Annotated in this window: 17 protein-coding genes and 2 pseudogenes; all 19 read right to left on the minus strand. The window is 36.9% G+C overall.

The window, feature by feature from the left end; genetic code table 11:
- Nucleotides 1-322 precede the first annotated feature (322 nt).
- The 19 genes and pseudogenes from galU to AAEU31_RS17145 all read right to left on the minus strand — a co-directional run bounded on the left by galU (nt 323) and on the right by AAEU31_RS17145 (nt 21,690).
- Nucleotides 323-1,231, minus strand: coding sequence for a UTP--glucose-1-phosphate uridylyltransferase GalU (gene galU / locus AAEU31_RS17055; protein ID WP_421967835.1), 909 nt, complete (start codon nt 1,229-1,231; stop codon nt 323-325).
- 520 nt (nt 1,232-1,751) lie between these two features.
- Complete coding sequence (locus AAEU31_RS17060; protein ID WP_421967836.1) at nt 1,752-2,762, minus strand: NAD-dependent epimerase; 1,011 nt, start codon at nt 2,760-2,762, stop codon at nt 1,752-1,754.
- Between the two features lie 167 nt (nt 2,763-2,929).
- Complete coding sequence (locus AAEU31_RS17065) at nt 2,930-4,096, minus strand: nucleotide sugar dehydrogenase (protein ID WP_421967837.1); 1,167 nt, start codon at nt 4,094-4,096, stop codon at nt 2,930-2,932.
- A 130-nt stretch (nt 4,097-4,226) separates the two neighbouring features.
- Nucleotides 4,227-6,191, minus strand: a complete 1,965-nt coding sequence (locus AAEU31_RS17070; RefSeq protein WP_421967838.1) for a polysaccharide biosynthesis protein — start codon at nt 6,189-6,191, stop codon at nt 4,227-4,229.
- Nucleotides 6,192-6,383: 192 nt separating this feature from the next.
- A pseudogene (locus AAEU31_RS17075) lies at nt 6,384-7,286 on the minus strand (DHH family phosphoesterase).
- 112 nt (nt 7,287-7,398) lie between these two features.
- Nucleotides 7,399-7,992 carry an adenylyl-sulfate kinase gene (gene cysC / locus AAEU31_RS17080; RefSeq protein ID WP_421967839.1) on the minus strand — a complete coding sequence of 198 codons (594 nt, stop codon included), beginning with the start codon at nt 7,990-7,992 and terminating at the stop codon, nt 7,399-7,401.
- A 54-nt stretch (nt 7,993-8,046) separates the two neighbouring features.
- Nucleotides 8,047-8,395, minus strand: a pseudogene (locus tag AAEU31_RS17085) (four helix bundle protein).
- A 54-nt stretch (nt 8,396-8,449) separates the two neighbouring features.
- Entirely contained in the window at nt 8,450-10,177 is a 1,728-nt protein-coding gene (locus AAEU31_RS17090) for an SLC13 family permease (protein WP_421967840.1), read from the minus strand.
- 21 nt (nt 10,178-10,198) lie between these two features.
- Nucleotides 10,199-11,614, minus strand: a complete 1,416-nt coding sequence (cysN, locus tag AAEU31_RS17095) for a sulfate adenylyltransferase subunit CysN (protein WP_421967841.1) — start codon at nt 11,612-11,614, stop codon at nt 10,199-10,201.
- A complete protein-coding gene (gene cysD, locus AAEU31_RS17100; RefSeq protein ID WP_421967842.1) occupies nt 11,614-12,519 on the minus strand; it encodes a sulfate adenylyltransferase subunit CysD in 906 nt (301 codons plus the stop codon). The genes cysN and cysD overlap by 1 nt, the downstream gene beginning before the upstream one ends.
- Nucleotides 12,520-12,624: 105 nt before the next feature.
- A complete protein-coding gene (locus AAEU31_RS17105) occupies nt 12,625-13,179 on the minus strand; it encodes a sugar transferase (RefSeq protein WP_421967843.1) in 555 nt (184 codons plus the stop codon).
- A 15-nt stretch (nt 13,180-13,194) separates the two neighbouring features.
- On the minus strand, nt 13,195-14,121 hold the full coding sequence (locus AAEU31_RS17110) for a UDP-glucose 4-epimerase family protein (protein WP_421967844.1): 927 nt from the start codon (nt 14,119-14,121) through the stop codon (nt 13,195-13,197).
- Nucleotides 14,121-15,260, minus strand: a complete 1,140-nt coding sequence (locus tag AAEU31_RS17115) for a glycosyltransferase family 4 protein (protein ID WP_421967845.1) — start codon at nt 15,258-15,260, stop codon at nt 14,121-14,123. The genes AAEU31_RS17110 and AAEU31_RS17115 overlap by 1 nt, the downstream gene beginning before the upstream one ends.
- Nucleotides 15,260-16,399, minus strand: a complete 1,140-nt coding sequence (locus AAEU31_RS17120; RefSeq protein WP_421967846.1) for a glycosyltransferase family 4 protein — start codon at nt 16,397-16,399, stop codon at nt 15,260-15,262. Before AAEU31_RS17120 ends, AAEU31_RS17115 begins: the two co-directional genes overlap by 1 nt.
- Nucleotides 16,396-16,962 (minus strand): acyltransferase, encoded by a 567-nt coding sequence (locus AAEU31_RS17125; protein ID WP_421967847.1) that lies wholly within the window; start codon nt 16,960-16,962, stop codon nt 16,396-16,398. Before AAEU31_RS17125 ends, AAEU31_RS17120 begins: the two co-directional genes overlap by 4 nt.
- Before the next feature lie 48 nt (nt 16,963-17,010).
- Complete coding sequence (locus AAEU31_RS17130) at nt 17,011-18,333, minus strand: O-antigen polymerase (protein WP_421967848.1); 1,323 nt, start codon at nt 18,331-18,333, stop codon at nt 17,011-17,013.
- A gap of 4 nt (nt 18,334-18,337) precedes the next feature.
- Nucleotides 18,338-19,399: a glycosyltransferase gene (locus tag AAEU31_RS17135; RefSeq protein WP_421967849.1), complete on the minus strand. Its 1,062-nt coding sequence runs from the start codon at nt 19,397-19,399 to the stop codon at nt 18,338-18,340.
- 87 nt (nt 19,400-19,486) lie between these two features.
- Nucleotides 19,487-20,941: a lipopolysaccharide biosynthesis protein gene (locus AAEU31_RS17140; RefSeq protein ID WP_421967850.1), complete on the minus strand. Its 1,455-nt coding sequence runs from the start codon at nt 20,939-20,941 to the stop codon at nt 19,487-19,489.
- Nucleotides 20,941-21,690 (minus strand): phosphoadenylyl-sulfate reductase, encoded by a 750-nt coding sequence (locus AAEU31_RS17145; protein WP_421967851.1) that lies wholly within the window; start codon nt 21,688-21,690, stop codon nt 20,941-20,943. Before AAEU31_RS17145 ends, AAEU31_RS17140 begins: the two co-directional genes overlap by 1 nt.
- Between the last annotated feature and the right edge of the window lie 5 nt (nt 21,691-21,695).

Below are 21,695 nucleotides of genomic sequence, written 5' to 3' on the forward strand. Positions count from 1 at the left end.
TTTTGCTAAATCAATCGCAATAACGTTAAGATTCACCATGTATGGACTCCTTTTGTAAAAGTTTTGTCGCTTATTACGTTACCCCCCTGTGGGAGGGGAGTCCATACATCTCTGTGGTTCAAAAGAGATCTTACGTGCATAATAAATTTCAGACCTACGGTATCAAATATCACTTTAGTAAAGAGTCTAAACATTCACCTTAAGTCTATTAATTATCTCAATCTGTAATCCTCGTCCTCTTTGTGTTTAAAATTCTATCTAATAAACAAAAACGCCTACACAATGTGTAGGCGTTTGAATATTTCAGAAACTCAAAAACTAGTTAAACCGCTTTTAAGTGACTCACTTTAGGCGCAACAATATCGTTTAAAAACTCAGAGAACTCACCGCCTAATTTTTCGTCACGGATACCATACTCTATAATCGCTTTTAAATAACCTAGTTTGTCGCCACAGTCGTGAGCGCGACCACTCATGTGGAACGCCTCAACAACCTCAGTTTTCATAAGCTCGTCAATCGCATCTGTTAACTGAATTTCGCCACCCGCACCAGCAGGTGTTTTAGCTAGTAATGGCCAAATAGCTTTTGATAAAACATAACGGCCAACTACCGCTAAGTTAGATGGTGCTTCTTCCGCTTTTGGCTTTTCAACCATAGTTTTAATTGGTGCGCTTTCGCCGGCTTTAATTTTAACGCCGCCAATATCAGCAATACCGTACTTATGAACACTTTCTTGCGGTACAGGTTCAAGCATAATCTGGCTTGCTTTTACATCGTTAAAACGCTCGATCATCGCGGCAATGTTTTCAGTTTTTTGGTCTGCGGTGTAACCATCTAAAATAACATCTGGCAGTACCACTACAAAGTCGTCATCACCTACAATTGGTTTTGCGCATAATACCGCATGGCCCAAGCCTTTCGCTTCACCTTGGCGAACATGCATAATTGTTACATCTGCTGGGCAAATTGAGCGCACTTCTTCTAGCAATGTACGCTTTACACGCTTTTCAAGCGTTGCTTCTAACTCAAAGCTAGTATCAAAGTGATTTTCAATAGCGTTTTTAGAGCTGTGCGTAACTAGCACAATTTCTTTTATGCCAGCTAAAACACATTCATTAACAATGTACTGAATAAGCGGTTTATCAACTAAAGGTAACATTTCCTTGGGGATTGCTTTAGTCATTGGGAGCATACGGGTACCAAGGCCCGCAACTGGAATCACTGCTTTCATAATTAGTCCCTTATTTAATAATTTAATCTACAATAACACCAAACTAACAGTACTAAAGTAGATACAAGCTGAATGATTTTTAATTTTAATACTCGTTAATACTGATGTTTATAAAGAGGTTATGAGGCAGAAACACTATATTGAATCTCTCCTTCTTTTCCTCAGTGACTTCTGTGGTTCAAGCAAGAGCTTCACGCGAAATAAATTTCACGCCTACAGTGTCGCCTATCACCTCAGCAGCGAATATGCACATTCAGCTAAAAACTTATCTCTTCGGGAAAACACTTTGAACCACTGAGTACACCGAGGCGCTTCGCGCTACATAGAGAAATAAAATATTAAACTGTAGGCGCCATGCTTGCTTGGCGCGTCTTACATACAACACCATTCCATCAACCATTGTATGACCCACAAACAACACAATTCGGCTAATATCTGACGGCTGAAAGCTTAAATGTTCTTCCTCTGTGCTCTCTTTGACCTCTGTGGTTCAACCAATCTATTTACAGCCCAAAAGAGGTTATTGTTTGTTATAAAACTCTTTATACCAACTGATAAGTTCTGCTACACCTTGCTCAACACCTACAGCAGGTTTGTAACCTGTAGCTTCAAATAAGTCTTGGGTATCTGCATAGGTTTTATAAACGTCACCAGCTTGCATTTCACGAAAGTTCTTTTTAGCTTCTATGCCTAACTCACTTTCAATAGCACTAATAAAGTCCATTAAGTTAATTGGGCTGCCGTGGCCAATGTTATACACCTTAAATGGGGCAGAGCTTGTTGCCGGTGAGCCTGTTTCAACTTTCCAGCTATCATCACGTTCCGGCACTACCTCTGCTGCGCGAACTACGCCTTCGACAATATCGTCGATATAAGTAAAGTCACGCCACATATCACCATTGTTATTAATATCGATAGTATCGCCATCGAGAATTTTTTTAGTAAAAATATAAGGCGCCATATCTGGACGACCCCATGGGCCATAAACTGTAAAAAAGCGTAAGCCTGTTGTAGGCAAGTTATACAAGTGCGAATAACTATGAGCCATAAGCTCATTGGCTTTTTTAGTCGCAGCATAAAACGAAACTGGGTGGTCAACACTGTCGGTTGTTTCAAATGGTGTTTTTTCGTTTAAGCCATATACCGAACTAGACGAAGCATAAACTAAATGCGCAACCTTATTGTGACGACACCCTTCTAGTACATTTAAATGACCAACAAGGTTTGAGTCTGCATAAGCATCTGGGTTTTCAATTGAGTAACGCACGCCTGCTTGTGCTGCTAAATGAATTACACGCTCAAACTGCTCATTTTTAAATAGTTCAGCCATTGCAGTTCGCTCTGCAATATCAAGCTTGATAAAGCTAAAGTTGCTGCTGTTTTTAATAAGATCAAGGCGAGCTAGTTTTAAATTTACATCGTAATAGTCATTTAGGTTATCAATACCAACTACTGTATGCCCTTGCGCTAATAATTTTTGGCAAGTAGCTGCGCCAATAAAACCCGCAGCTCCGGTTACTAAATATTTCATTTTATTCCTATAAACGATCAACCTTACGGCCGCCAATTCATTTGGCTATTTTAGAATATCTACCTGATGAAGGCTTATCTATAAACCCTCATTCTCTTCTCGTCACTTCTCTGTGCGCAAATATTTTCGCGCGAAATAAATTTCACGTCTACGATACCGCCTTTTCCTTAATCACTACCAAACAAATCGCGGGTATAAACCCTGTCAGCTACATCTTGTAACTCTTCGGCCATACGGTTCGATACAATTACATCAGATATTTTTTTAAGTTCATCAAGATTTTTAATTACACGCGAATTAAAAAATGCTTCGCCCTCAAAGGTTGGTTCGTAAACGACTACCTCAATACCTTTAGCTTTAATGCGTTTCATAATGCCTTGAATGGCAGACGCTCTAAAGTTATCAGAGCCCGACTTCATCACTAAACGGTAAATGCCAACCACCTTAGGTTTGCGATTAATAATTGAGTTGGCAATAAAATCTTTGCGGGTCGTGTTGGCATCTACAATCGCGCGGATCATATTGTTGGGTACATCTTGGTAGTTAGCTAATAGTTGCTTAGTATCTTTAGGCAAACAGTAACCGCCATAGCCAAACGATGGGTTGTTATAGTGCTTACCTATGCGTGGGTCTAACCCTACGCCCTCAATGATTTGCTTTGCATCAAGGCCATGGCTTTCGGCGTAGCTGTCTAGCTCGTTAAAGTAAGCTACACGCATTGCTAAATAAGTATTCGAAAATAACTTAATAGCTTCAGCCTCTGTTGAGTCAGTAAATAAAATCTCAATATCAGTTTTTTCGGCACCCTCAGCAAGTAAATTTGCAAATGTTTTTGCACGCTCACTTTGTTCACCCACAATGATACGTGATGGGTGCAAGTTGTCGTAAAGTGCTTTACCTTCACGCAAAAATTCAGGCGAGAAAATAATGTTATCTGTGCCAAACTGCTCTTTAACCGATTTAGTGTAACCAACTGGTACGGTTGATTTAATCACCATTGTTGCTGTTGGGTTAGTTGCTAATACATCACTAATTACCGACTCAACAGAGCGAGTGTTAAAATAATTTGTGTCTGGGTCGTAGTCTGTCGGAGTGGCAATTACAACAAACTCAGCATTTAAAAGGGCTGACTCTTTGTTGGTGGTAGCAGTGAAGTTAAGCGGTTTATTTACTAAAAAATCGCTAATTTCGCTATCAACAATCGGTGATTGCTTGTCTTGTAATAAACTAACTTTTTGTTCGTCTATGTCTAGGGCGACTACTTCGTTATGCTGCGCAAGCAACATTGCGTTCGACAGGCCAACATAACCAGTACCCACTACTGCTATTTTCATTTATAAATCATCCTTCCAAAAACTTTATAGCTTAGCTCAAAGCCACTAACTTAAGATAAGTAAAGCCAAGCATAAACAATAAATACTATCATTTGTTATAAATATTCAAAACTAATCCGTTACACAAAGCCTAGCCTTTAAAGTTAACAACTTTATTTTCTAGAGGCTCGTTTGTGGTAGATTGTTCTTTATTTTGTTTAGCAGTCCATACTAAATCGCAAATACCATCGGTTGGGTTAAAACCAGTAGGCGCATCTAATAACAGCTGGCGAATTGTTTCGTGATCAAAATTATGGCAAGCAATGTCAAACGCTTCTAAAAATACGTTAATTTCGGCAAGAGGCAGCATTACTTCGTTGGCAGTCATAATTCGTTCGTGACAAGTTTCGCCTACGTTATCGCCTATTAACAGCTCTTCGTAGAGCTTTTCGCCCGGGCGTAAGCCTGTGCACTCTATTGCAATATCGCCATGTGGGTTGGCACTGTTTTTAACCTCAAAACCCGATAGGCGAATCATTTTTGTAGCAAGATCTTTAATTTTTACAGGTTCGCCCATGTCGAGCACAAATACATCGCCACCTTTACCCATAGCGCCAGCTTGTATAACTAACTGAGCAGCCTCTGGAATGGTCATAAAAAAGCGCGTTATGTCTTGATGAGTTAAGGTTATTGGCCCGCCCTCTTTAATTTGCCTACGGAACAATGGCACTACAGAGCCGCTAGAGCCAAGTACATTTCCAAACCGCACCATACAAAAACGGGTATTATGTTGCTTACCTTTATTCTGCGCTAACCCTTGTAAACATAACTCAGCCATGCGCTTAGTAGCCCCCATAACATTGGTTGGGCGTACAGCTTTATCGGTAGATATAAGCACAAAGGTTTCAACTTTAGCATTCATTGCTGCTTTAGCTGCGTAATAGGTACCAAATACGTTATTACGTACACCTTCAACCACATTGTGCTCAACTAAAGGCACATGTTTATAAGCGGCAGCATGGTAAACAGTTTGCACACCAAAGGTGATCATTACTGTCTCAATGCGGTTTATACGCTGCACAGAGCCCATAATTGGCACAAGCTCAATATTAAGCTCATTCGCTTGAATATATTCACACAACTCTTTTTCGATTGAGTATAAGCCAAACTCGTTTACCTCAAACAAAATAAGCTTTTTAGGTTGCTGCTTAATAATTTGCCTACATAACTCAGAGCCTATAGAACCACCAGCCCCTGTTACCATTACAACTTTATTTGTTATATTAGCAGCCATTAGCTCAGGTTTTGGCTCTACCGAATCGCGGCCTAATAGGTCTTCTATTTCGACTTCTCTAAATTCAGATAGTTTAGCTTTACCACCTACAATATCGGCCATACCCGGGATCGACAGTATTTGTATTGCTAAGGGTTCTAATTGCGCAAGTACCTCTTTACGACGTGATCGACTCTCACTTGGCATAGCCAGCAATATTTTACTAATACTCCGCTTATCAATTAAAGTATGTATGTCGTTAAATGCATATACAGGCACACCTTGAATTATTGAACCTTGCTTTGTTACATCGTCGTCTATAAAAGCGCGTACATGGTACTCTGGGCCTGCCTCTAGCGCCGTTGCTAATTGTCTACCTGATGAACCTGCACCATAAATAATAACTTGCTCTTTATTTGATGTGGCCATTTTGCCGATCATGGCGCGCACTACAATACGAGAGCCACCCACTGTTAATAAACAAAGCCAAGCAAAAATAAAAGGCATCGAACGGGGCATCATCACCCCTAAAAAAAACGAAAATATAACCAGTGCTACTGTAGCAATTAAAGTACCTATAACAATCGCCCACAATGCTTGGGCGTTCATATAACGCAGCACCGCACGGTATAAACCTAGGTTAACAAAAGCAATTAATGAGGTAGGCAACAATAAGCCAAGTACAAACCAGTACTCAAGAACATACAAGGGGGCGAAGCTGTCAAGCCGAACAACTAAGGCAAGCCAAAAGGCTGAAAAAATAAAAAAAGAGTCAAAAACGAGTGTTATAGCGCGCTTTTTAGAACGAGGCGCGTTAAAGATAGAGTCTATTATTTTGTCCACTTGAAATCCCTTTTGTATTAAGCTTGAATTATCAATTGTCCTAACTGAGCAAAAGCTTAATAATTATTAAACATCCATATAATATAGCTAGTGAACGTAAAAATCACCAAAAACCAATACATTTTTATTAACTATTGATTTCGTCGGCTTTTTTATAGAAATAAGTTAAAGCTTTACCAGCTCACTTACTGACTATTTTGGTAGTTTATTAATAGCTTCAGCAGCTACCCGGCCACCTCCAGTAGCAAAATGGCTGCATACATTAACTGCATTTTGCTTGTTATTTAGCGGCGCCCTAACACTCACAGTGTAACTCCCTTTATTTTTGTAGATAAGTACTGCGTGGGTTTTATCTGGTGATTTGTTTGCAAGGTCGTTGACTAATACACCACTTACACGGCGAGCCCATGGCGCATCTTCAAGTAAAATAACTTTAGCTGTCTCGCAATTATGTATAACTTCAGCACATGCTGCTTTTTGCATATCTGCTTTGTAGGCTCTTTCTAATACATAATAAACCAACCCAAGATCGTTAATTGAGTCAAAAGGAGACTCATATTTAAGTAACTCATTAAACAAGTCTTCTGTAGTAAAGTGTAAATCGGCAATTTCACTGCCGTAGCCATTGTAATTAATGTAAGTGCCAAATGCTTTTAACTGCGACTTTTCAAGCTCTGTAAGGTTTAATTTATCAGCCTCACGGACAGCTTTAGCAAATAAGTTATCACCATAAGCTGCTGTAATGGCCCATAAGTGGTATCGCTTATCGATAAGGTCGCTTACTATTAAACTAGTGCACATATTCGCATATAAATTAATATGTGCAAATAGGTTAACGTGTTTTGGAATATCTCCCGTTTTATGATGGTCAACATACAAAACGCGCGCCCCAACACATAGCGCAGCTCTGGCATGTTTTTTTCCATCGATATATCAAGCACTCGAATATTGTCGCCAGCTTTAGGAGTGATTTTTTAATAATTGAATATCGCGTTTAACACCGGTTACTTTTACACTATCAACAGGGTTCGCTAGCTGTAACTGTAAAAGTGCGATTATGCCATCTGCATCGCCGTTAAAAATATCGTAATTCATAAAATCTCAAAAAATAAAAAGTAGGTAAGAGATGTTAGAGCTTTAAACTTCAGAGGTTAGATATCAGAAAACAGACGCTAGATATCAAACCTTAGATGTCAAATTTCAGCCTCTAAATTTCTATAACTCCGGCTTCGTATAAATAACCAATAATTTGCTCAACGCTTTGCTCAAGGCTTTGTTCTGCTGTTTTTACATGAATCTCTGGTTGCTCAGGTACATCAAAGGCTGAGCTAATACCTGTAAAATTAGGGATCTCCCCCGCACGGGCTTTCTTGTATAAACCTTTCGGGTCGCGGCGTTCGCAAACCTCTAATGGCGTATCGATAAATACCTCAACAAACTCACCGTGCTTCATCATACTTCGAGAGCGGGCACGGTCTTCTTTAAAAGGTGAAATAAAGGCGGTTGATACAATTAAACCGGCATCAACGAACAGCTTGGCAACTTCGCTAATACGGCGAATATTCTCGATGCGGTCTTCGTCTGTAAAAGTAAGACCTCTGTTTAAGCCCATGCGTACATTGTCACCATCAAGCAGGTAAGTATGGCAACCTAATTCAAATAACTTTGCCTCAACCGCGTTAGCAATTGTCGACTTACCTGAGCCACTTAACCCAGTGTACCAAAGTAATACTGGCTTATGCCCTTTATGTTGTTCTTTTTCAGCACGCGAAACGGTTTGAGTGTGCCATACAATATTCATGGTAATATTGCCTCTTGAGGTTCAGGGTTGATTTCAGATTTCAGATTTCAGATTTCAGATTTCAGAGTCAAAGCGAATCTTTAAACTTGTCAACATAGCAGCTAACTCATTTGACTCTGCAATCCAGCTTAAAGCGACTTCACGCCCTATATAACCAACCTCTAAACCTATGTAAATTTAAGTTCTAGCTTCAGCTAAAGAAGCTCTAGCAATATCAATAAAGCGACTCTTTTCTTTAAAGCTATCTCTACAAACACCCTCAGCAATATTGCTTGGCACTGAAAGTGCCTGAACGTGTTAATTGACTCCTGAAAGCATAATCATTTATTTCAGAAGTGGTTTTATAAGTTTCTGCACTTAATTTAACAGCTCTTTTCCAAACATCTAACTTTTCAAAATTCATCGCAGTTCCTTCTGACTTCTTTTCTCTGATATCTTACCTCTATAGTGCTCGTTTTTAAAACGGAAAAAATACGGGTATCAAGGCCAATACGACCACACTATAAGTGATAGATATCGGTAGGCCAAACTTTATGAAATCGCTTAACTTGTAGTTACCGGCATTATAAACCATTAAGTTGGTTTGATAACCGTAAGGGCTAATAAAGCTACCACTAGCGGCAAATGCAACCGCTAGTACAAATGGCAAATAGCTAACACCTAAACCTTGAGCAATGGTAAATGCAATTGGAAAGGTCAGCGCTGCAGCAGCGTTATTGGTTATTAACTCAGTAAATAATAGAGTAAGTAAAAATACACCAGCAAAGGCGATATAAACACTTTGCCCAGCAAGTAAGTCTTTGGCTTGCTCTGCTATTAACGTTGATACCCCTGAGTTATCTAGAGCTGTAGCTAGAGTTAAAGCACTCATCACAATAAGCCAAAGCTCTAGCGGAAAACGCCGCTTAATTTCGTTTATTGATAAACAACGGCATCCCACCAGAACGGCAAGATAAAAAATAAAGCTCTTTAATAAGCTAATATCAAAAATTAGAGAGCTCACAATGGTGGTAACAAACCCCCAAGTAACAATACGCTCTTTTGCCCCTTTAAGCATGTTATCGGCTTTAACACCACTAAGTATATAAAAGTTTTTAGTTAAGTTAGTACGTTTAGCAAAGTCGGGGCCGACTGCGAGAATCAAAAAGTCACCACTTTGAATAGTGATATCACCCAGCTTACCCGAGAGCTTTTCACCTTCACGGCGCACAGCAACAACCGCAGCATCAAAGCGAGCACGAAAACCAGCGGTTTTTAATGTTTTACCAACTACCGCAGCACCGGGTTTAATAACTACTTCGGTTAAGTTATCACGCAATAAGCCATCTTGTTCAGCAAATAAGCTCAAACCTTCAAATTGTTGCAACACCAATACCTTAGTTACATCGCCAGAAAAAATTAGCTTATCGCCTTCTCGGATAATTTGTGTGGGTGCTATTGGCGAAATTAAGCGCTTTTCACGTACTATCTCAACCAAAAACAGAGCTTCTAAACTTCGTAAGCCATTCTGCTCTACTGTTTTACCTATTAATGGTGAACCTGCACTTACTTTAGCTTCTACAAAGTAATCGCTAGTGCTCTCAACTTTACTTACTTTGCCTTTTAATCGGTTAATAGTTAGCGCCATAACTATTACACAAGCTCCAACTGCAGCTAATCCTATTGGTAAAAAGTCAAAAAAATCAAACCCCACAGCACCGCGTTCAATCAACATAGAGTTAACAATTAAGTTAGTTGAGGTACCAATTAAAGTAAGAGTGCCGCCCAAAATAGCGGCATAAGAAAGGGGTAATAAAAGTTTGGTTGGAGCAATCAGTTTATTGTTTTTTACTGGGCTAATTAAAGTAGCAACTACCGCAGTATTATTCAAAAAACCTGACGCTATAATTGTTGCCAACAAAGTTCTAATGTAAGACTTAAACACAGAGCCATTAAATAAAACATTAGCCAGTTTTCGCAAAAAACTGGTACGCTCAAAGGAAAATGCGCATACAACTAAGAGCAATAGTGTTACTAAACCTGGATTAACAGCATTTGTAAGTAATTGTTCAGTTGAAACTAAGTTAGCCGCAAAGCACGCCAAACATGATGCGGCAAAAACACGTTCAGGAAACTTTTGAAACTTAACTAAAAAAATAATAGTTGCTATGAAAATAGCAACTATTAAGCATTGCTCAATATTCATAAGTTCCCTTTACTTATATTACTAGCCTATTTCTTTTGCATTCCACTCAGGGTAATGAGTTCTAATATATTTATTTAACTGGATTTCTGCGTCTGTATATTGCTTTTTCAAAAGATGTTTTGTATTAAAACTATTTGTGGCATTTACAACCATGCCAGCACCAACAGTTCCGTTAGTTAAACGGTCAATAATAATAAATGAACCTGTTTGACGATTTAAGCCATATGGATCTACAGTAACTTGGTTATTTAATTTTAGTTCACACAGGGCTATTTCATTAAGCTCTAAAGATTCTGCACTTTCCTTCTCAAGAGTATTAACATCAATTTTATTGCTGATAGATGAAACGAAACCCGATACTTCTTTTGTTGCAAACTTCATTAAGTATTCTTTGTTAGGCGCTAATACTTTTTCGTCCATCCATACAATATGTGCAGATACTTGGTCAGCTAGTGTAGCGGAGCTATTTAAGTGAACTAGCATATCACCACGGCTGATGTCTATTTCGTCTTCTGTAGTAATTGTTACTGCAAATGGAGCGCAAGCCTCAGTAATTGAACCTTCAAATGTATCAATACTTTTTATTTTACTTTGCTTGCCAGATGGTAAAACTTTAATTTCATCACCCACAGAAACACTACCCGAAGCAATTGTTCCTGCAAAACCACGATAATTAAGATTTGGACGGTTCACATACTGCACGGGAAAACGAAATTCATCTAAGGTTTCAGCTGACTCAATAGATATTTCTTCTAACAAAGACATCAGTGTTCCACCTTTATACCAAGGTATATTTGAGCTTTGATTTACAACATTATCACCATTAAGAGCAGAAATTGGTGCAAAGTGGATATCTGGGATATTTAAAGATTCAGCTAGTTTTTTATAATCTTCACAAATAGCGTTATATGTTTGTTCAGAGAAGTCAACAAGGTCCATTTTATTGATTGCTACAATAACGTGCTTTATTCCTAACAATGATACAATAAAGCTATGTCGCTTAGTCTGTGTTTGAACACCATATCGAGCATCAATTAAAATTATAGCTAAATCAGCAGTCGATGCGCCTGTGGCCATATTTCTTGTATATTGCTCATGTCCAGGAGTATCTGCAATTATAAATTTACGTTTATCTGTCGAAAAATAACGATAAGCAACGTCTATAGTGATGCCTTGTTCGCGTTCAGACTGTAATCCGTCAACCAATAATGCTAAATCTACTTTATCACCTGTAGTACCGCTTTTTTTACTGTCTTTCTCTATAGCGGCTAGTTGGTCCTCAAAAATCATTTTTGAATCATGTAACAAGCGACCAATTAGCGTACTTTTACCATCATCAACCGAGCCACAAGTAATAAAACGTAACAACTCTTTATTTTCGTGTTGATCAAGATAATCTAAAATATTCGATTCAATTAGCGTAGATGCGTGACTCATTAAAAATACCCTTCCATTTTTTTCTTTTCCATGCTGCCTGACGAGTCATGGTCTATTAAACGCCCCTGTCTTTCTGACGTTTTGGTTAACAGCATCTCTTGTATGATTTCTGGAAGTGTTGTTGCTGCTGACTCAACAGCGCCTGTAAGCGGATAACAACCAAGCGTTCTAAAACGAACCATTTTATGTTGTATTTCGCTTTTATCTTTAATTGGCATGCGTTCATCATCAACCATAATTAGCATACCATCACGCTCAACTATAGGGCGCTCTTTAGCTAAATAAAGAGGTACAATCTCAATACTCTCTAAGTAAATATATTGCCATATATCAAGCTCAGTCCAATTACTCAAAGGAAAAACACGTATACTCTCGCCTTTCTCAACTTTTGAGTTATAAATATTCCATAACTCTGGTCGTTGATTTTTTGGATCCCAGCGGTGATTTTTATCACGAAATGAATACACTCGCTCCTTTGCTCGCGACTTTTCTTCATCGCGGCGCGCTCCCCCAAAGGCAGCATCATATTTACCTTTATTTAGAGCTTGTTTTAAGCTTTGAGTTTTCATTATATCTGTATGCTTCGAGCTACCATGTGTGAACGGGCCTACACCGGCCTCGACACCTTCCATATTTTTGTGGACGATAAGATCAAAACCATACTCATTGGCAATGCGATCTCTAAACTCAATCATCTCTTTAAATTTCCAGTGAGAATCCACATGAAGTAGAGGGAAAGGGATTTTTCCTGGAGCAAATGCTTTACGAGCTAAATGCAATAGAACAGATGAATCTTTACCTATTGAGTAAAGCATAACAGGGTTGTCAAACTCAGCAGCCACTTCCCTGATAATATGTATAGCCTCAGCTTCTAAAGCTTTAAGGTGAGTGATTTTTTTATTCATAATATTGTCTTAACAATGTGTTCCATACGTAAATAAGGTACATACAAAAAATGAAGTTTAGATGATGTACGCAACCTTAACTTAAATTAATCCAATTTCAACTCATTACTTTTTAATAACTCGATCACCACTGCCACTACCTGTAACAGTCATGAGTATGTACTTAAAGTAGTTACTCAAGTTAAGTGTATCTATCATCTCCCGGTCAGTTTTTGCCAGTAATTCAGGAGTCGACATATCAATCTCGTTTACTTGAGCAAGGCCTGTGATACCTGGTCGCACTGCAAAAACGTTTTTAGCATCTCGTGCCGCTGTAAGCTCTTCTTGGTTAAATAACCCAGGGCGAGGGCCAACCAAGCTCATTTCGCCTTTTAAAACATTCCACAGTTGTGGTAGCTCGTCTAACTTTGTTTTACGTAAAAAGCCACCAAATGGCGTGATAGATGCGGTACTTGCTAAATGGCTAGCTACCGATGCAGTATTAACCTTCATTGTTCTAAACTTAACCAAAGTGAAAGGCTTTTTATTTCGGCCAACACGCTCTTGAATAAAAATAGGAGAGCCGGTATCAAACAAGCCAATAATGTATAAAACAACTAAAAATGGCAGGGCAAAAAATAAACCAAATAAGGCAAATAAAAAGTCGAGTAAACGTATCATAAAAAGTTCCATATTTTATTTTTTGGCAGCTAATTTAAAACCATGTTCAACAGAGTATGGTGGCGTCCAGTTTAAAGTTTTTTTCGTATGGGTAATGTCTAGTTGTAGTGAACCTGTTAATCTATCAATCACCGCCTGCTTACCCAAAAGTTTCCCAGTTAACTTAAAACACCAAACAGGTACAGGTAATGCTAGATTACGCTTATTATGTACTTTTGCCATTAGCGCTACCATTTCTGCTGTAGATAAATCGAGATCATCACTTACTAAGAAAGTCTGGTTAGCTGCATTAGGGTGCTCAATACAAATTTGAATCAAATCAACTAAATTATAAACCGATACTAAACTTCGTTTATTATTTTTTATCAGCCTAAATGGTAGCGGAAAACCTTTTCCAACTAAATTCATTAATGAGGCAAAATTAGCTTTAACACCTTTACCATATACAAGTGGCGGGCGGATTATAACAATCTCCATACCGGTTTTTTTACCTAGCTCTAACAATTGCTGCTCAGCTTCTGCTTTTGATGTACCGTAAGGATCTTCTGGTGCAGACTGGTCAGTAGCTGAAAAAGGTTGTTTATCCGTTGTGCTCTCGCCATTCACTTTGATAGAGCTTAAAAAAATAAAACGCTTAACTCCAGCTTGAGCTGCTTGTTTAGCTAAATTAATAGTTCCAAGTGTATTTGTAGCTTTAAAATCAGCGTGCGGGTCAAGTGCACTATCATTCATTATATGAACTCTTGCAGCACTGTGTATTAGCACATCAACTGCGCTCAAACTATCTTGCAGTTCAAGATTTTTAGTATCAGTCAAATCAAAATAGCTAAAGTTAGGGTATTCAGGTAAAACCTTGCGGCCTAAAAGCAAAACATTGTCCGATTCAAGCACTTTCAATAAAGCACTACCAACAAAACCCGTATAGCCTGTTATAGCAATCATTAGTCAATCCTTGCTAGTAATGAGCTATAAATTTCTAAATGTTTATCAACAACACTATTCACATCAAACTCTTGCTCTGCAAATTTACGAGCTTGTTGTCCCATATTTAATCTTACATTAGTATTTTCTATTAATTGAGTGATTGCTTCAGCTAACTTACTGGAGTCACGCACCGGCACCGTTAACCCTGTTTTACCTTCGATAACAGCATCTCTACAACCTGGATTATCGGTTGTCACAATCGCCCTCCCGCAAGCAGCGGCTTCAATTAAAACTTTTGGCACCCCTTCACCATAAAAAGAGGGTAAGCAAACAATATTAGAACTTGAAAAAACATCTGGAATGTCATTTCTATGGCCAAGGTAATTTACTATGCCTTCTTTTACCCAATTATCAATTTCAGCTTGTTTTACTGTATTTGGGTTTTCTAAATCTGGCGTGCCTACCAATAAAAATTCAATATTGGGGTAAGTTGCTTTAACAATTCTCGCAGCCTCAATAAATTGATAAACACCTTTCTCCTTTAATAAACGACAAGCCATTACAACCTTGGGGCTTTGGCCTACATTTTCAGGTTTAAAGTCGTAGACTGATAAATCAGCTCCAGAACCCTTAATTAAAACTTTATCAGCAATTTTCAATTTAGTTACTTCAGTTAATATTGCTTCGTCAGAAGTATTTTGAAATATAACTATCTTAATCTTTTGCGATAAAGCAACTTTATAAAAAACTGAGGCAATAACTTTCGTTACTTTGGCTCTTAAAGTATTAGCAGTAAAAACATAACCAAGCCCAGAAATTGCCGCTACAAATGGTACATTAGCACTAATGGCTTTTAGAGCTAAACCTGTATACAGCACAGGCTTTATAGTAATTGCATGTACAACATCTGGTTTAACTTTTTCAAGTATCTGTTTAATTTCTCGAACTGTTTTTACCTCAGAGGTTATTCCACCACCACTTCGATTAAATGATACATGGATGACCTTAAAGCCCATAGATTCTAATTCAGCCTTGTGGATAGTGAACCGACATGCAATTATAACTTCATATCCTTCACAGAGAGCTTTTTCAGCTATAGGTAATCTGTGAGATATAAAAAACCAGTCCACATTTACAAAAAAGAGAAGACGCTTCATTAACATATATCTCGTAGTTTTTTATAGAAATCTAACCTTCGAGCTTTGAGATCTTTTGTTAAAAACTGTTTAGCTAATTCAATATTACAGGCAGACGCTAACTCGTAGTCTTCTTTACTTGATAGTATGCTCAATATTTTACTTGCTAACTCAATATGTGAGTTTTTTGAGTGAACAAATTTTGGGTCAACTAACTCTGGTAACCCACCTGCATTACTTACTATACAAGGTAAACCGCGACTCATAGCCTCAATGGTTGCTCTAGGTAAGCCTTCTTGATTACTGGGCTGTATATATAAATCAGAGAAATCGAGTAAATCAAAAAGTTTAACTCGTCCTAAAACACCAGGATAAAAAACATTTATATTGGTGTAGTTAAAATCTTTTATAAAAGTGCTACCTTTTCCAACAAGGTGTAATTCAATACTAAATGGTAACTTTTTAGTAAGTTCTTCTAAGGCTAGGTAAAGTATATTGTAACCTTTATGGAAACTATCCAAGTTTCCAGTTAAAACTATTTTATACAGACTTTTCTGTGAGTATTCTCTGCAACGACCAAGTTCATTAATTTCAACGTTTGATGCAATACATGTAAACCCTTTAGTAGGATATCTCTCTTGGAGAAAGTAACGTGTCACATATAGAGCCCCACTAGAAAACAGAACAGCTTTCCTCATTGATTGAACAATTATTCTTTTATATAACTTTGCTTTAATAGAATTGAAACCGTCCATTGCATCAGATGGGCAAGCAACTACTTCACATACATAAGGGATCTCAAGCTCCAAAGCTATTTCACTTGCAAGAAAACCTATTTCGCTAGGGACTCGGATAACTAGAGCATCAAAATGCCTAATTATTTGCCTTAACATATTTTTAAATTTAGCTCTCAAAATAAAGCGATTGACAAACTTTGATTGATTTTCAAAGCATCGAAAGTCAATGTTAGAGTTTGTCACTTTATTATAGGTTGATAGTGTGTCAATCCTACTTGAAAATTTATACCTAGAAACTATAGTGATGTGGTCAAATACATCTAAGTATCTATCAAAAGAATTTGTAGATAATTTACCTGGAGAATAAGCATCCTTTCCATCAAAAATAAATTCATGGTCATGTATAAAAGCTAATTTTTTCATATATCTTTAATTACCCTCGCTGGTATACCTGCATATATACGTTCCCCCTCCAATTCCCCCTTAGTCACTGAATTTGCTGCAATGACAGTTTTTTCTCCAATTATTGTACCTGCTAGGACCCTAACGCCACAACCAATCCAAACATTATCGGCGATATAAATTTTTTTAAATTTTAGGGGTTGGTATTTAATTGGAATGTTAACTTTATTAAAACTATGTTCAAAAGAAATAAAACTACAATTGTGAGCAATTGCAACATCATTACCTATTTCAACACCACCTTTAGCATCAATATAGCAATAATCATGAATACTTACGTTGCTACCAACAGTTATTCTATCTAAGTTTTTGAATATGACCCACCTACCGATATAAAGGTTATCACCACACTTATTAGCTAGGCTTTTAAAAAGTAAAAACCTAATAAGAACTCCAATATTCGTTGGGAAAGAAGAAAATAAATTAAGTAAAAAAACGCGGAAGAACCTTGGCAAAATCTTAATAATAAAACTTAAAAATGTAAATACAACACCAAACAACCTAAAAACATCACGACCAGTCATAATAAAACTCTTTTAATCATTCTTAATAGATACTTAAATCTAGATTTTTTATTTAGATACACCTATCAGCCTATAAAGGTAAGATGAAATAAGAACAAATAACATATATATTCCACCCAACTTGTAAGATTGTGATAAGAAATTTGCAACATCAGTTCTAATTGTATAAATTGATGTCATCAACAACATTAAGTAAAAGACAAACCAGAGTATGCTTTTGTATTTGCGGTTATAAAAAAAAACAAGAGATAAGCTAACCAACATAGCAATAAGAAATACACCGAAGTAACCACCTAATAGATAACCACTACCTACTATAGTAAAGCCCCATCCTGACTGGCCATCAAAACCATTGGAAGGCCTGTAGACATTATGAAACCATGATACAGTACTATGGATATTAACATCCGAAAAGAACAAGGATGGTATAAAAGCTCTAACAACATCATTTAGCAGGTAAGATGCTCCAAAATCAACCCCAAAATATACCAAAGCATATAAATTCCTGGATGCTGAAACAAATTCATTTGAGAAGATTAAAGCCGTTGAGACAGTCCCTACACTCAATTCATCAGAGTTAATTAAAATAGCCTTTAAAGCTTGAGACATTGGTACTAAGACTACGACAGCTAAAAATATTAAAAATATTTTTTTTAAGTTTAATGTTTTTGAATATGCAAAGTAAACCACTAAAAGTGAAAAGCAAAGTCTGAAAAATACATCTCTTTCCCCTGTAAGCAACATGTAAAAAAGTAAAATAAAGAATGTAGACACTGTTACTTGATTGAAAAATTTAAACTTAATACTTCTAACTAAATTTAGATAAAATAACACTAACAACATTAGTGCACAAAAATTACCGAGCGATGCTAAAACCCCAATTTCTGACTGTACATCTCTCTTAGATGTTGCACCAGAGCTATAAATGGAGAATGATAGCAAAAGTATAATAAAAATTGCTATGTACCTTAACAGGGTCTCATTGCCTGGAGGTTTTAGGCTGTATACACTATCATAAAAGTGTTCCCCATTATGAGGCTTTAAGAACAGTTCAAAAACTAACAAACACGAGAAAAAAAAGAAAAAGGAGTAATTCAAAGACAGACTTAAAGAGTAATAATTAATAGGGATTAATGAATAATCAAGAAGAATAACTTTTATTGGATAGAATGTTGAATATATAACAAAGAAACCAAGAAAAAAAACCCTAGGATCAAGCGCATTTTTTTTATTAAAAGCAAGAACCATAAAATAATTAAGATAAAAAAGTATAATTTTAAAAAAAACGCTCTGCTCTATCAGCATTATACACAGAGTGAGACAAGTCCAAAAAATAACAATCGAAGAGCTAGCTATTTTAAAGTTCCCCATAGAATTACCTTAGCATTAACTTTTTATATAAAAAAGGAAAGAAGTCAATAAAGAACGGAAACCTAGTTAATAGAAGAATAAGTTTCCTCTTAAAGCTAAGAGAATTAACATTTATCTCACTTCTAAAATATTCGACATTATTCCTGTTAGATATACGTAGGCTTAGAGTTAAACCCTCATATAGGTACATTGATATCTTATACTCAAAATCGTTGCGATACACATCATTCACTTCGTTTGAAAGTGCTTCAATAGCCCACAGCCTTTGTTGGTATTCACGAAGAATACTATCAGCGGTTAGATTTTTAAACCTATTGACTGACCAAGAATTACTTGCTGCAACTCTATATACAATTAATGTATCAGGTAAAAATATAGCCCCTGCATTTTTACTTGCTAAAACTTGCAAGTAATAATCACCGACAGGTGCTAACTTAAACCAACCAGGTATATTATCAAATACAGTTCTTTTTAAAAGCAGTGAGGCTGTGGGCATCATCCCCCCTCCTCCACGTATAACTTCGGCTAGGCTGAAATGCTTTCTGCTATCACTATAATTAGCAATTTTTATACACTCACCATTACCATTTAGTCCGATTGCCGAACCAAAACATAGCTCAACTTCATTTGAACTAATCAAAGTTAGTAGTTGTTTTTGTAACTTAGAATCATCTACCCAAAAATCATCTCCTTCACATAATGCAAAATATTCGCCTTTTGCATGTTTAGAGCTTAGCAAGCTTGGCTTTTTACCTTGCGAATATTGGTTTACTGTTTGGATAACTGGTTTGAAAATTTTAGGGTAACGCCTAGCGTATTTTTTAACAATATCACTAGTACCGTCTGTTGAAGCGTCATCATGCACGATCACCTCAAACGAAAAGTCAGTTTTTTGTATTAAAAAGCCACGGAATGCATCTTCAATGTACATTTTTTGATTAAATGTGTTGCATAATACACTTACGACTGGCTTATCAATATCACCTTGCCAGTTTGCTATTATTTCATCTTCTGTTGGTAATGGCTGTGCTCTAAATGCATTAATATCAAACAACTGTTTTGCCACTTAATTTACTCCAAAGTTATTCCATGCAATGAAATAAGGCTCGTATTTATTTACAAAAATAAAATGTGTTATCAACACGTAGTTAAGTCAATTCTTTTTAATAACAACATTTCTACCAAACATTGTTGCCACAGTAATATTATATAAGTCCCGCTGTGTTAATCGAATAAAAAATATATATAACAAAGGCAGCACACTTAAATTTACTACCAGTTGCATATAAAAAACCTGGCCAATATTATATGAAATGACAAGATAAACACCATGCGTTACTACTGCACAGGCAAAAACTCCAATCCAAATAGGTAACAATGCTTTTAATTGCTTGCTTGTATTGAGTTTACTAAACTGTCCCGCATAGAAAGAGTTAATAAAAAATGCAATATAAGTTTGTATTACCATACCTATACAAATAGCTTTAATACCTAGTGGTATAGTTATACATAAAATACAGAACAATAGCGTTTTTTTAATCACTTCAAGCTTTAAAAATATATCTGAACGCCCTTTTACATTCAATAAATTCAAATTTATCGCATGTACAGGATACAGCATCACAGCCACACTGATGATGGTCAATAACTCAGCTGCTTGTAACCATTTTTCACCTAACAAAATAATAATTAAGGGTGTTGCAATAAGCCCTAACCCAACCATCAATGGAAAGACAAATACCGCAGCCATACGTAGTGTTAGCAAATATGTTTTATCAAATTTCTCAATATCATTTTGCATATTACTTAACATAGGGTAAGTAACTCGTTGTATCACCGAAGTAAGTGTGATTGCAGGCACACTTGCTAATTGGTTAGCTTGCGAAAATAACCCCACTTGATTGGCACTAAACTGTTTACCTATCACAATTTGATAGATATTTTTAAATATTGTATCAAGTAAGCCAGCAGCTAATAACTTAGAGCCGAAACCGAATAAATAATTGAATGAACTTTTACTAAATCCTGTAGTAGGTAGCCATCTGAGATAAATATTGAGTAAGACCACATTACACAATGCATTAGATATAGTTTGCCCGACCAGTGCCCATACACCATACCCTGTGTTAGCTAACCATATTCCCGCCCCACAACTCACAAAAACACTAATTAATGAAGCTTTAGCTTGGGTTTTAAAGTCCATTTCTATAGTAAGCTTCACTCGTTGCACAATTGCAAAGCTATTAACAATTACAGTCAAACCCAAAACTCGCAGTAAGCTAATTAACTCAATCTGGTCAAAAAATCTTGCGATAAAAGGCGCTACAATAAATAAAATGGCATAACAAAATACACCAACACCTATATTAAAATAGAATGTTGTTGAAAAATCTTCCTCAGTTCGCTCTGTATTCCTAATTAACGCAGAAGAAAAACCGCTATCAACAAAGGTCTGACTTATCGCAATAAATACAGCTAACATGCCAACCAACCCAAAAGCTTCTGGCCCTAATAGCCTTGCTAAATATAACATGACTATTAGCTGTATTATTTGAGTAGCTAAGCGCTCTATCGCACTCCATAAGAAACTAGTTTTTATATTTGACATCAGCGCTTAAAATAATCTTCATGCAAACCGCACTCACGCTTAAGCCCCAAAAACCGTGTTTGCTGATCCTCTTGTCCGTCTTCAACCGGAGAAGACGTGTGTATATCGCCAACTGAAGAATAACCTTTGTAATAAAGAGGGTGATATTCAAGGTTATTCTCTCTTAAATAAGCATCTACATCATCTTTAGTCCAATCTAAAATTGGTAAAAACTTAAATTGTTCACCTTGGATAGATAAAAAGTCCAATTTTTTTCTAGTATCGGATTGCTCTCTACGAAGCCCAGAATGCCATGCAGACAGCTCCAAGTCATTAAGTGCCATAGCCATTGGAATAACTTTATTCAGTCGATTAAACTTGGTTATTCCCTCAAGGCCTGCCTCCCAAAGCTTACCATGTAATGCTTCCTGCCAACTGGGGGAAAGCTCAGAACGATAAACTTTTAAATTTAGGCCTAATTTTTTCTTTAACTCATCAGCAAATCGATATGTTTCAGGAAACAAATATCCAGTATCAATAAATATAACCGGAATGCTCGGTTCTACTCTTGTATACATATGCAGACAAACCGCTGCCTGTATACCAAAACTTGATGTCAGTGCATGGTTTCCAGCGAGGTTTTCAAACGCCCAAATTACACGCTCTTCAGCACTTATATCCATTAAAAGCTCATTGATCCCCGACAAAATTTCTTTTTGGCGCTCTGACTCCAATCTAAGAAATTTATTAACATCAAGTTTTTGTAACATTATTG

Source organism: Pseudoalteromonas thalassia, assembly GCF_049257215.1.
Lineage (GTDB): Bacteria > Pseudomonadota > Gammaproteobacteria > Enterobacterales > Alteromonadaceae > Pseudoalteromonas > Pseudoalteromonas lipolytica_C.